This window comes from uncultured Porphyromonas sp., from assembly GCF_938039215.1.
Lineage (GTDB): Bacteria > Bacteroidota > Bacteroidia > Bacteroidales > Porphyromonadaceae > Porphyromonas.
The window spans coordinates 24,716-36,343 of record NZ_CALHVI010000035.1 but is presented as its reverse complement, the minus strand read 5'-3'; the positions used below and the strand labels follow the sequence as shown (position 1 = coordinate 36,343).

10 protein-coding genes and 5 tRNA genes are annotated in these 11,628 nt (G+C 52.4%); 13 read left to right on the top strand and 2 right to left on the bottom strand.

Translation table 11 applies throughout. The annotated features are described in order from the left end of the window. Window positions 1-48: 48 nt before the first annotated feature. Window positions 49-1,407, bottom strand: coding sequence for a sodium:alanine symporter family protein (locus Q0336_RS05250; protein WP_298526379.1), 1,359 nt, complete (start codon window positions 1,405-1,407; stop codon window positions 49-51). A gap of 50 nt (window positions 1,408-1,457) precedes the next feature. After that, window positions 1,458-2,087, bottom strand: a complete 630-nt coding sequence (locus Q0336_RS05245) for a ribonuclease H family protein (RefSeq protein ID WP_298526377.1) — start codon at window positions 2,085-2,087, stop codon at window positions 1,458-1,460. Between the two features lie 447 nt (window positions 2,088-2,534). Between Q0336_RS05245 and Q0336_RS05240 the strand changes: the two genes are divergently transcribed. The 13 genes from Q0336_RS05240 (at window position 2,535) to rpoB (ending at window position 11,603) form a co-directional block, all read left to right on the top strand. Beyond that, window positions 2,535-2,610 (top strand) — tRNA-Lys (locus tag Q0336_RS05240). A 197-nt stretch (window positions 2,611-2,807) separates the two neighbouring features. Then, window positions 2,808-2,894, top strand: a tRNA-Ser gene (locus tag Q0336_RS05235). Between the two features lie 23 nt (window positions 2,895-2,917). Beyond that, window positions 2,918-2,990 (top strand) — tRNA-Phe (locus Q0336_RS05230). Window positions 2,991-3,230: 240 nt separating this feature from the next. After that, window positions 3,231-3,302 (top strand) — tRNA-Thr (locus tag Q0336_RS05225). 74 nt (window positions 3,303-3,376) lie between these two features. Next, window positions 3,377-4,564 carry an elongation factor Tu gene (tuf, locus tag Q0336_RS05220; RefSeq protein WP_298526376.1) on the top strand — a complete coding sequence of 396 codons (1,188 nt, stop codon included), beginning with the start codon at window positions 3,377-3,379 and terminating at the stop codon, window positions 4,562-4,564. A gap of 68 nt (window positions 4,565-4,632) precedes the next feature. Beyond that, window positions 4,633-4,705, top strand: a tRNA-Trp gene (locus Q0336_RS05215). 17 nt (window positions 4,706-4,722) lie between these two features. Continuing rightward, complete coding sequence (gene secE, locus Q0336_RS05210; RefSeq protein ID WP_298526374.1) at window positions 4,723-4,929, top strand: preprotein translocase subunit SecE; 207 nt, start codon at window positions 4,723-4,725, stop codon at window positions 4,927-4,929. A gap of 30 nt (window positions 4,930-4,959) precedes the next feature. Further along, a complete protein-coding gene (gene nusG, locus Q0336_RS05205; protein WP_298526372.1) occupies window positions 4,960-5,511 on the top strand; it encodes a transcription termination/antitermination protein NusG in 552 nt (183 codons plus the stop codon). A 62-nt stretch (window positions 5,512-5,573) separates the two neighbouring features. Next, window positions 5,574-6,014 (top strand): 50S ribosomal protein L11, encoded by a 441-nt coding sequence (gene rplK / locus Q0336_RS05200; RefSeq protein WP_298526370.1) that lies wholly within the window; start codon window positions 5,574-5,576, stop codon window positions 6,012-6,014. Window positions 6,015-6,025: 11 nt separating this feature from the next. After that, window positions 6,026-6,721: a 50S ribosomal protein L1 gene (gene rplA, locus Q0336_RS05195; protein WP_296957978.1), complete on the top strand. Its 696-nt coding sequence runs from the start codon at window positions 6,026-6,028 to the stop codon at window positions 6,719-6,721. A gap of 17 nt (window positions 6,722-6,738) precedes the next feature. After that, on the top strand, window positions 6,739-7,248 hold the full coding sequence (gene rplJ, locus Q0336_RS05190) for a 50S ribosomal protein L10 (RefSeq protein ID WP_298526368.1): 510 nt from the start codon (window positions 6,739-6,741) through the stop codon (window positions 7,246-7,248). A 56-nt stretch (window positions 7,249-7,304) separates the two neighbouring features. Beyond that, the gene (rplL, locus tag Q0336_RS05185) at window positions 7,305-7,673 is read left to right on the top strand and encodes a 50S ribosomal protein L7/L12 (protein ID WP_021667311.1); all 369 of its coding nucleotides are present in this window, start codon (window positions 7,305-7,307) and stop codon (window positions 7,671-7,673) included. 117 nt (window positions 7,674-7,790) lie between these two features. Continuing rightward, window positions 7,791-11,603: a DNA-directed RNA polymerase subunit beta gene (gene rpoB, locus Q0336_RS05180; RefSeq protein ID WP_298526366.1), complete on the top strand. Its 3,813-nt coding sequence runs from the start codon at window positions 7,791-7,793 to the stop codon at window positions 11,601-11,603. The last annotated feature ends 25 nt before the right edge of the window (window positions 11,604-11,628 follow it).

Below are 11,628 nucleotides of genomic sequence, written 5' to 3'. Positions count from 1 at the left end.
CCACTCTGATGTGGGATGCCCGCTGGCTGTATCTGTGCGAAGGGCTTGTTAGTCGAGTTCGCCTGCGGAGCGTCTCTTGTGGAACTTCTTGTAGGCGGCCTTGACCTGTGGGGCAAGGAGGATCAAGGCGATGATGTTGGGGATGGTCATTAGTCCCGTGACCGTATCCGTGATCTCCCAGACGAAGGTCACCGCGAAGATCGCCCCGACGAAGACCGATCCGACGACGATGGCACGGAAGATATAGACCCCTACCTTCCCAAAGAGGAAGCGGACGTTCATCTCGCCGAAGATGTAGTTCCCGATGATCGTGGTGAAGGCGAAGAAGAAGATACTTACCTGCAGGAAGATGATCCCAGCCTTCCCGAAGACCACATCGAAGGCCGCCTGCGTGATGGCAGTGGACTCCAGACCACTCTCGGTATAGACTCCCGTGAGCAGGATCACCAGTGCCGTGGAGGTACAGATGAGGAGGGTGATGAAGACTCCTGACATCGCTACGAAGCCCTGCATGGCGGGATCCTTCACTTCGGCCATAGCGTGTGCGTGGGGCGAAGTACCCATACCCGCTTCGTTGGAGAAGAGCCCACGTGCTACCCCATAGCGGATGGCATACTTCATCGCCATCCCGACGGCGCCACCGACCGCTGCCTTCGTCGAGAAGGCTTCGCTAAAGATGAGGCTGAAGGCATGGGGGAGCTGGTCGGCATAGAGGACGGTGATCACTAGCGAGCCGAGGATATAGGCGATAGCCATGAAGGGCACGACGAGCTCGGCCACAGAGGTGATGCGCTGCTGTCCCCCGATGATCACGACCCCGACGATGAGGGCGATCCCCACACCGATGATCCAGGGTTCGATGGAGAAGGCCGAGGTAAGCGCTACGGTGATGGAGTTCGCCTGTACCATACTTCCCGTGAAGCCAATGTAGGTGATGAAGGCGAGGGAGAAGAAGAGGGCGAGCCACTTCGACCCAAGGCCTTGGCGGATGTAGAAAGCTGGTCCTCCGATCGCTCCGCTGGGGCGCACTTCTCGATACTTCTGGGCTAGGACGGCTTCGGAGAAGATCGTCCCCATGCCGAGGATGGCAGAGACCCACATCCAGAAGACTGACCCGACACCGCCCATGGAGATGGCGGTAGCGACACCGGCCACGTTACCCGTACCTACTTGGGCAGCTACGGCAGTGGCTAGAGCTTGGAAGGAATTGACTTTAGACTTTCCCTCTTCGCCCTTTTTGCGCTGGAAGGCTGGGCCGAAGGCATACTTCATCGCCAGATTGAAGTAGCGGATCTGAGGGAAGCCGAGGTAGATGGTGTAGAAGATGCCGACACCGAGGAGGGCATACATGAGGAAGCTGTTCCAAAGGATCTCGTTGAATGCTTTGACTAGTCCTAGTACATCCATAGAGTGCGTGAGTTTTGTGAGTTAGAGTAAGGGGTATTGTGTATTATGGTTTAGCCTTTGCGACCGTAGTCTGCGGGGATCTCGCCCCAGTGCACGGTGTCCCACTTGTAGATGGGGGTCGTGTAGGAGTGGGTTTGGAGCCACCGCTCAGCTCGGACGATGAGGTCGAAGAGTGGGGCGGTCTCGCTCGTGCGCTCTAGTAGAGTCTTGCACCGCTTCTTGCGCACCCACGTCAGGGCGATCTGGCTGTCGGAGTAGATGACTAGCCGAGATAAGCCTCGCTGCTCGATCAGCGCAAGGGCATGCACGATAGCGAGGAATTCGCCGATGTTGTTTGTCCCCTTGGGGAAGGGGCCCATCTCGAAGATCGTACTGCGTGAGGGAAGGTACACACCTCGATACTCCATCACACCTGGATTGCCCGAGCAGGCAGCATCGACTACGATGGCTTCCTCGATGGGTACCTCTGTCGTGCGCTCCATCCCCGAGGGGGCTCGGTGGCGTCGAGTGAAGCCTTGGGCTCCTTCTTCGTAGGCTCGGAGGGCATCGCTGTGGCTCTCGAAGGATTTGAAGAGGGGGTTGGGATAGCCTTGGGTTTGTCTCTGGCATTCGGCCCAAGTCTCATAGACTCCAGGCTCGTGACCTGCCCAGACGACGTACCACTTTTGTTTCTGTGCCATTGGCTCGCTTGAGGGATGATGGAGCTCCCACCACGAGGTGGGGGAGGGGAGATGTCGATAAGCCCTCCATGTGCTGGAGGACGGATAAAGATACGATAAAGCCTCGGTTTCACCTTCGTCTGGGGATCCTTGGGTGAAAAGGGGGATCCGCTCGTTTGTGTGTGGGCTATGCTCTGTGCCCCCGAAAAGAAACCTACGGTAGGTCGCATGACCGACCCACTGTGGGTCGCCTCGACGACCTACAGTAGGTTTCTTCGGCGACCTACCGTAGGGTTGTTTTTGCCCCCTCCAGAGACCGCTTCTGATCGGGGTCGCTGAGGGGGAGGTGGAAGGGCTGTGATGAAGAGAATTTTTCCTCCGATTTGCAGGAATGAAAATACTGTGTTATCTTTGCACCCGAAAATTATGAAAGAGCTCGCTCACCAAGGCGGGCATGTTGATCAAAATGACTCTGTAGCTCAGTTGGTAGAGCAAGTGACTCTTAATCACTGGGTCGTGAGTTCGAGCCTCACCGGGGTCACCATAGAAGCGAGCTTTGATCTTCGGATCGGAGCTCGCTTCTCTTTTGGGTTTGTCTATTATATAATAGGTGTAGGCTTATTCTCCCGCCGTGTATTCTTCTCCTTCGCCGTAAGATTTGAAGATTTCTTTTCGCAAGATTTGGTGGAATGAAATATGTGTACTATCTTTGCATCGCAATTCGAGAGCTGCGAAGCGAAAGGAAGTGTGGGTGAGTGGCTGAAACCAGCAGTTTGCTAAACTGCCGTACGGGCAACCGTACCACGAGTTCGAATCTCGTCGCTTCCGCTAAGGATTGCAAACATTGCGATGGTGCCATAGCTCAGTTGGTAGAGCAAAGGACTGAAAATCCTTGTGTCCCCGGTTCGATTCCTGGTGGCACCACAAAGGCAAAGGAGGGTTACTAAGCATGAGCAAGTAATCCTCCTTTGTTCGCTTTTCGAAAGGAATGCTTCGGTGTTGCTTTTGTCGGGCAAAGGATGCTGCAGGGGTGGAGCTAGAGCTGGGAAGTTTTGGCACATTCGAAAAATGTAGTATATTTGCAACCGAATTAGAGAAGAGGCTCTTACTTAATCCTCTCTCTCAAAGGGTGGAAGAGGCGTTTTCCACATACGTAGATAACAAGCCAATGTAGCTCAGCGGTAGAGCACTTCCTTGGTAAGGAAGAGGTCCCGGGTTCAAGTCCCGGCATCGGCTCACTAGTGGTCGACGTAGAGATACGCAACACAGCACAACAAAGAAGTATTTCTTAAGAATAGATAATTTTAGTTATGGCTAAAGAAACATTTAACAGATCGAAACCACACGTAAACATTGGTACGATCGGTCACGTCGACCACGGTAAGACGACCCTTACCGCAGCAATCACGACGGTGCTTGCTAAGAAGGGTCTCTCTGAACTCCGTTCTTTCGACTCCATCGACAATGCTCCTGAAGAAAAGGAACGTGGTATCACGATCAACACCTCACACGTTGAGTACGAGACGGCTAACCGTCACTACGCTCACGTTGACTGCCCAGGTCACGCTGACTATGTGAAGAACATGGTCACGGGTGCTGCTCAGATGGACGGTGCTATCATCGTAGTTGCTGCTACCGATGGTCCTATGCCCCAGACGCGTGAGCACGTGCTTCTGGCTCGTCAGGTAAACGTTCCTCGTCTCGTCATCTTCATGAACAAGTGCGACATGGTTGACGACGAAGAAATGCTCGAACTCGTAGAAATGGACATGCGCGAGCTTCTCTCCAGCTACGACTTCGACGGCGACAACACTCCTGTTATCCGTGGTTCTGCCCTCGGTGGTCTCAATGGTGAGCCTCAGTGGGAAGATAAGATCATGGAACTGATGGACGCTGTCGACACCTGGATCCCACTGCCTCCACGTGACATCGATAAGCCCTTCCTCATGCCTGTCGAAGACGTCTTCTCTATCACGGGTCGTGGTACCGTTGCTACTGGTCGTATCGAAACGGGTGTTATCCACACGGGTGACGAAGTTCAGATCATCGGTCTCGGCGCAGAAGGTCTTAAGTCTGTCGTAACGGGTGTCGAAATGTTCCGTAAGATCCTCGACGAAGGTCAGGCTGGTGACAATGTCGGTCTCCTCCTCCGTGGTATCGACAAGAACGAAATCAAGCGTGGTATGGTCATCGCTAAGCCTGGTCAGGTAAAGCCCCACTCTCGCTTCAAGGCTTCTGTCTACGTGCTGAAGAAGGAAGAAGGTGGTCGTCACACGCCATTCCACAACAAGTACCGCCCTCAGTTCTACATCCGTACGCTTGACGTAACTGGTGAGATCACTCTCCCTGAAGGTGTAGAAATGGTGATGCCTGGTGACAACGTTGAGATCAACGTCGAACTCATCTACCCAGTAGCTTGCAACGTAGGTCTGCGCTTCGCTATCCGTGAAGGTGGTCGTACGGTAGGTTCGGGTCAGATCACCGAAATCTTAGACTAATCATCCGATAGTCCACTCTTAAGTAGGGGATAGACGAGACACCTCGTCCCTGTCTATCCCCTCTTCCTACGGGTTTAGCTCAGTTGGTAGAGCACTGGTCTCCAAAACCAGGTGTCGGGAGTTCGAGTCTCTCAACCCGTGCAAAATAAAAGACGATAATGAGTTTCATAAAGAGAATAGGGGGCGCTTTCAACGCCTCGTATGTCGAGCTTACACAGAAGGTGTCCTGGCCTACGAGCTCAGAGCTCACCAATAGCGCTGTGGTGGTGATGGTTGCTTCCCTCATCATCGCTCTAGTCGTTTTGGGGATGGACAAGACGTTTGAGTCTATCCTGCATTTTGTGTATCGCTATATCGGAGCTTAGTGATAAGCTCTGCTTTGATTACCCTCTATCATGACTGAAGTAGCAGAAAAGAGATTCTATGTACTCCGTGCCGTCAGCGGCAAGGAGGCCAAGGTGCGTGAGCAGCTGGAGGCAGAGATGAAGAATACTAATCTTGGTCAGTACGTCTCCCAGGTGGTCATCCCTACAGAGAAGATCGTTACTCAGCGAGGTGGTAAGAAGGTCATCAAGGAGCGTCCTTATCTGCCAGGCTATGTGCTTGTAGAGGCTGTGTTACTTGGTGACGTAGCCCATACGCTGCGCAATATGCCTAACGTCATCGGCTTCCTCGGAGCGAACAAGGGAGGTGAACCCGAGCCGCTCAAGAGAAGCGAAGTGGAGCGCATCCTCGGTCGTGCTGACCAGATGGCTGACTCAGATGGTGTCTACGACATGGAGCTCTATGTGGGCGACGTGGTGCGTATCATCGATGGTGCTTTCGCTAACTACGAAGCTAGCGTCGAGGAAGTGACCCCAGAGAAGCAGAAGCTTCGCGTGATGGTGAAGATGTTCGGACGCAAGACTCCGCTGGAGCTCAATTATTCGCAGGTGGTCAAGGAGTAGCTTGGTTACGCAAACCGCTCTGTCACCTATTTTCCAGTGTATAACACTTAAGATTCAAGACAATGGCTAAGGAAGTTGCTGGACAACTAAAATTGCAAATTAAGGGTGGGGCTGCAAACCCCTCACCTCCCGTAGGACCTGCTCTGGGTGCTAAGGGGATCAATATAATGGAGTTTTGCAAGCAATTCAATGCCAGAACTCAAGACCAGGCTGGTAAGATCCTCCCTGTAGTGATCACTTACTATGCTGATAAGTCTTTTGATTTCATCGTCAAGACTCCTCCCGTGGCAGTACAGCTCAAGGAAGTAGCAAAGCTCAAGGCGGGCTCTGCACAGCCTAACCGTAACAAGGTCGCTGAACTGACGTGGGAACAGGTCCGCGCGATTGCACAGGATAAGATTGTCGACCTCAACTGCTTCACTGTCGAAGCTGCGATGAAGATCGTAGCTGGTACGGCTCGCAGCATGGGTATCACTGTAAAGGGCGAATTTCCCGGTAACTAATCAATAGAAAGATGAGTAAACTTACGAAAAAGCAAAAGATCGCTTTTAGCAAGATCGAGCCCGGGAAGATCTATTCACTCCGCGAAGCTTCGGCTCTGGTCAAGGAAATCACCGACACCAAGTTCGACGCATCTGTGGATGTAGACGTTCGTCTCGGCGTCGATCCTCGCAAGGCAAATCAGATGGTTCGTGGCGTCGTCACCCTCCCTCATGGTACGGGTAAGCAGGTGCGCGTGCTTGCACTCTGTACTCCTGACAAGGAAGCTGAAGCTCAGGCTGCTGGTGCTGACTATGTCGGTCTCGATGAATACATCGAGAAGATCCGTGGTGGCTGGACTGAAATCGATGTCATCATCACTATGCCCGCTATCATGGGTAAGATCGGTGCCCTCGGTCGTGTCCTCGGTCCTCGTGGTCTCATGCCTAACCCTAAGAGCGGTACGGTAACGAATGATATCGCTGCTGCTGTCAAGGAAGTGAAGTCTGGTAAGATTGACTTCAAGGTAGACAAGACGGGTATCGTACACACCTCGATCGGTAAGGTCTCCTTCTCGGCAGATCAGATCTATGATAATGCCAACGAGATCATCACGACGCTACTTCGCCTCAAGCCATCCGCTGCTAAGGGTACGTATGTCAAGAGCATCTACCTCTCTAGCACGATGAGCCCAAGTATCAAGATCGATCCTAAGTCAGTAGAAGAATAATAACCCAGGAAGAAATCATGAGAAAGGAAAATAAAGGCACCGTCGTAGAGCAGCTCAAGGGCTACCTCAACGAGTACCCACACTTCTACCTGACGAACATCGAAGGTCTGGATGCAGCTAAGACTGCTCAGCTCCGTCGTGCTTGTAACAAGGGGGGTATCCGTCTCGTTGTAGCGAAGAACACCCTTCTGCGTAGAGCTCTCTCTGAGTCCGAAACGGACTTCGCTACGCTGTACGCAGCGCTCAAGGGGAATACCGCTATCATGTTCACCACGGTAGCTAACGCTCCTGCTAAGATCATCAAGGACTTCGCTAAGGACAAGAAGGAAGAGTCTAAGCTTCGTCTCAAGGCTGCTTATGCTGAGACTGGCTTCTACGGCCCCGATCAGCTCGCTGAGCTTGTCTCTATCAAGAGCAAGGAAGAGCTCATCGCAGACGTTGTGGCTCTCCTCCAGTCTCCTATTCGCAACATCGTCTCTGCCCTTGAAAACAAGGACAACAAGGAGGCAGAAGCTGCTGCTGAATAAGAGCGTCCCCACTATCCCGAAAACAAGAATAAAAACTAAAGAAATAACTAATCGACATGGCAGATATCAAAGCAATTGCCGAGCAGCTAGTAAACCTGACGGTAAAGGAAGTAAGCGAACTTGCAGCTATCCTTAAGGACGAGTATGGAATCGAACCAGCAGCTGCAGCTGTTGTCGTAGCTGGCCCAGCTGAAGGTGCTCAGGAAGAAGAAAAGACTTCCTTCGACGTCATCCTCAAGAGCGCTGGCGCTGCTAAGCTCCAGGTAGTAAAGGCTGTCAAGGAACATTGCGGTCTCGGGCTCAAGGAAGCTAAGGACATCGTAGATGCTGCTCCTGCTCCTGTAAAGGAAGGCGTAGACAAGGCTACTGCAGAAGCTCTCAAGAAGGCTCTTGAAGAAGCTGGCGCTGAAGTAGAACTTAAGTAAGCCCACCTATAGCACCTCTAATCAGGTGATTATGGTTAAGATCCCCCGACGAGGGGGGTCTTAACCATTTCGTGTCTAATAATTCCCGAACCCTCCTTTTATTCAAAGAATCAATAGATGGCTTCCATTCCACAATCAGGGAGAATCAACTTTGCTTCGATAAAGAATCCTCTAGTCTTCCCAGACTTCCTAGAGGTGCAGCTGAAGTCCTTCCGAGACTTCTTCCAGCTGGACACCGCTACGGAGAGCCGTAAGTCAGAGGGCCTGTATCGAGTCTTCAATGAGAACTTCCCTATCGCAGATACGCGTAATAACTTTGTTCTCGAATTCCTCGATTACTACGTCGATCCCCCCAAGTACACTATCGAGGAGTGCCTGAGCCGTGGCTTGACCTACAGTGTCCCTCTGAAGGCTAAGCTGAAGCTGTCTTGTACAGACCCTGACCATGAGGACTTCAGCACCGTCGTGCAGGATGTCTTCCTGGGCTATATCCCTTACATGACGGAGTCGGGGACTTTTGTCATCAATGGGGCTGAGCGTGTCGTAGTCTCGCAGCTGCACCGTTCTCCTGGGGTATTCTTCGGGACGAGCACGCACACCAACGGCTCTCAGCTTTATTCGGCACGTATCATTCCTTTCAAGGGCTCTTGGATCGAGTTTGCGACGGACATCAACAACGTGATGTACGCCTACATCGATCGTAAGAAGAAGCTCCCCGTCACGACCCTTCTTCGTGCTATTGGCTTCGAATCGGATAAGCAGATCCTCGACCTCTTCGATCTCTCTGAAGAGGTGAAGGTGACTCGTGCTAACCTCGAGAAGCATATCGGCCGCCGTCTAGCAGGGCGTGTCACCAAGACCTATATTGATGACCTCAGTGATGAGGATACGGGTGAAGTCGTCTCCATGGAGCGTATCACCGTCCTTGTCGAGCGTGAGGCTGAGATCACAGAGGACAACATTGATCTCATCCTTGAGTCAAGCAACAAGACCATCCTTCTTCATAAGGAGAAGACAGAGGACTCTCTGGACTTCACCCTTATCTTCAATACGCTGCAGAAGGATCCTTGTAATTCGGAGCACGATGCTCTCTACTACATCTATCGCCAGCTGCGTAATGCCGATCCAGCTGACGAAGCCAACGCACGTGAAGTCCTCTCGAACCTCTTCTTCTCAGATAAGCGCTATGACCTCGGTGAGGTAGGCCGCTATCGTATCAATAAGAAGCTTGGTCTCGACATCGACCCTGAGGTGCGTGTCCTCACCAATGAAGATATCGTAGCGATCATCAAGTATCTCATCGGTCTGGTCAATTCGAAGGAGATCGTCGATGATATCGACCACCTCTCCAATCGTCGTGTTCGTACCGTAGGCGAACAGCTCTACAATCAGTTTGGTGTCGGTCTAGCTCGTATGGCTCGTACCGTCCGTGAGCGTATGAACGTTCGTGACAACGAAGTCTTCGTGCCTACGGATCTGATCAACGCTAAGGCTCTGTCTTCGGTAGTCAACTCCTTCTTTGGGACGAATGCCCTCTCCCAGTTCATGGACCAGACGAATCCTCTGGCAGAGATCACGCACAAGCGCCGTCTTTCGGCTCTTGGTCCTGGTGGTCTCTCTCGTGAGCGTGCAGGCTTCGAGGTGCGTGACGTACACTATACCCACTACGGTCGTCTCTGCCCAATTGAGACTCCTGAAGGACCAAACATCGGTCTGATCTCCTCGCTCTGTGTCTATGCGAAGATCAATGACCTTGGTTTCATCACCACTCCATATAGAAGTGTAGAGAACGGGAAGGTAGACTTCTCTGACGAAGCTCTGAAGTACTACACCGCAGAGGAAGAAGAAGACCTCATCGTAGCTCAGGGGAATGCTCCTCTGGACGAAGAAGGTCGCTTCATCCGTGACGCAGTCAAGGCTCGTAAGGAAGCTGACTTCCCCGTTGTCTCACCTGCCGAAGTACAGCTCATGGACGTTGCTCCTACGCAGATCGCTTCGATTGCAGCTTCTCTGATCCCCTTCCTCGAGCATGACGATGCTAACCGTGCGCTCATGGGATCGAACATGATGCGTCAGGCTGTACCTCTCCTCCGCCCCGAAGCTCCTATTGTCGGGACTGGTATCGAAGGACAGCTTGTCCGTGACTCTCGTACGCAGATTGTGGCTGAACGTGCTGGGGAAGTCGTCTTCGTAGATGCTACTTCGATTAAGATCCGCTACGATCACACTGATGACGAACTCTTCGTTAGCTTCGAAGATCCGATCACTACCTATAACCTTCCTAAGTTCCGCAAGACGAACCAGAGTACGACGATCGATCTCCGTCCTATCTGCTTCAAGGGGCAGCGTGTCGAAGCTGGCGATGTCTTGACTGAAGGGTACTCTACTCAGGCAGGAGAGCTGGCTCTGGGACGCAATGTCCAGGTCGCTTACATGCCTTGGAAGGGATACAACTATGAAGATGCTATCGTACTGAACGAACGCCTCGTTCGCGAAGACTTCTTCACTTCTGTACATGTCGATGAATATACTCTGGAGGTTCGTGAGACCAAGCGTGGTCTCGAAGAGCTGACCAATGATATCCCCAATGTCAGCGATGATGCTACGAAGAACCTTGATGAGCATGGTATCATCCGTGTCGGTGCTCGTGTAGAGCCCGGTGATATCCTCATCGGTAAGATCACTCCTAAGGGTGAGTCAGATCCTACGCCAGAAGAAAAGCTTCTGCGTGCGATCTTCGGGGACAAGGCTGGCGACGTGAAGGATGCTTCACTCAAGGCTACTCCTTCACTCCGTGGGGTCATTGTCGATACTAAGCTCTACTCTAAGGCGACGAAGAAGAACCGCTCTGAGCTGAAGGAGGCTATCGCTTCCCTCGAAGAGAAGGCTGAGCGTAAGCAGGCTGAGCTTCGTGAGCTCTTCCTCGACAAGCTTCACAAGCTGACCACGGGTAAGACTTGTAAGAATAGCGTGAAGGACTTCCTCGGTGTCGAGAAGATCCGCAAGGGGGCTAAGTTCTCTCGTACGGAGCTCGAAGCTCTGAACTACAACGAGATCATCTTCTCAGGATGGACGGGCAACGAACATACGGATAAGCTCATCACTGAGGTGATCTCCAACTATCTCAAGAAGTCTAAGGAGTACGAGTCTGACCTTCGTCGTAAGAAGCTCGATGAGACGATGGGTGACGAACTCCCCTCTGGTATCATCCAGATGGCTAAGGTCTACATCGCTAAGAAGCGTAAGATCCAAGTCGGGGACAAGATGGCCGGTCGACATGGTAATAAGGGTATCGTCTCCAAGGTCGTACGCCAAGAAGATATGCCCTTCCTCGAAGATGGTACGCCTGTAGACCTCTGCTTGAACCCTCTTGGTGTGCCTTCGCGAATGAACCTCGGTCAGATCTTCGAAGCTGTCCTTGCTTGGGCTGGTCGTCGTCTCGACTGCAAGTTCGCTACTCCTATCTTCGATGGAGCATCACTCGACGATATGCACGCTTGGACGGACAAGGCTGGTCTGCCTCGCAATGGTAAGACCTACCTCTATGATGGGGGGACGGGTGAGCGCTTCGACCAGCCTGCTACGGTCGGTGTGACTTACTTCCTCAAGCTCGGTCACATGGTCGATGACAAGATGCACGCTCGTTCGATCGGTCCTTACTCACTCATCACGCAGCAGCCACTTGGTGGTAAGGCTCAGCATGGGGGGCAGCGCTTCGGGGAGATGGAAGTCTGGGCTCTTGAAGCCTTCGGTGCTTCACACATCCTACAGGAGATCCTGACGATCAAGTCGGATGATGTCCACGGTCGCTCCAAGGCTTACGAAGCGATTGTCAAGGGTGATCCTATGCCTACACCAGGTATCCCAGAGTCACTCAACGTGCTTCTTAACGAGCTCAAGGGCTTAGGTCTGAGCTTCTCTCTCGAATAAGATCCCGAATTATTTCCCATATCGA

What these genes read in the sequence shown, in the direction of transcription:
- Q0336_RS05250 (WP_298526379.1), bottom strand. Translation starts at nt 1,407, where the DNA reads ATGGATGTACTAGGACTAGTCAAAGCATTCAACGAGATCCTTTGGAAC.
- Q0336_RS05245 (WP_298526377.1), bottom strand. Translation starts at nt 2,087, where the DNA reads ATGGCACAGAAACAAAAGTGGTACGTCGTCTGGGCAGGTCACGAGCCT.
- tuf (WP_298526376.1), top strand. Translation starts at nt 3,377, where the DNA reads ATGGCTAAAGAAACATTTAACAGATCGAAACCACACGTAAACATTGGT.
- secE (WP_298526374.1), top strand. Translation starts at nt 4,723, where the DNA reads ATGAGTTTCATAAAGAGAATAGGGGGCGCTTTCAACGCCTCGTATGTC.
- nusG (WP_298526372.1), top strand. Translation starts at nt 4,960, where the DNA reads ATGACTGAAGTAGCAGAAAAGAGATTCTATGTACTCCGTGCCGTCAGC.
- rplK (WP_298526370.1), top strand. Translation starts at nt 5,574, where the DNA reads ATGGCTAAGGAAGTTGCTGGACAACTAAAATTGCAAATTAAGGGTGGG.
- rplA (WP_296957978.1), top strand. Translation starts at nt 6,026, where the DNA reads ATGAGTAAACTTACGAAAAAGCAAAAGATCGCTTTTAGCAAGATCGAG.
- rplJ (WP_298526368.1), top strand. Translation starts at nt 6,739, where the DNA reads ATGAGAAAGGAAAATAAAGGCACCGTCGTAGAGCAGCTCAAGGGCTAC.
- rplL (WP_021667311.1), top strand. Translation starts at nt 7,305, where the DNA reads ATGGCAGATATCAAAGCAATTGCCGAGCAGCTAGTAAACCTGACGGTA.
- rpoB (WP_298526366.1), top strand. Translation starts at nt 7,791, where the DNA reads ATGGCTTCCATTCCACAATCAGGGAGAATCAACTTTGCTTCGATAAAG.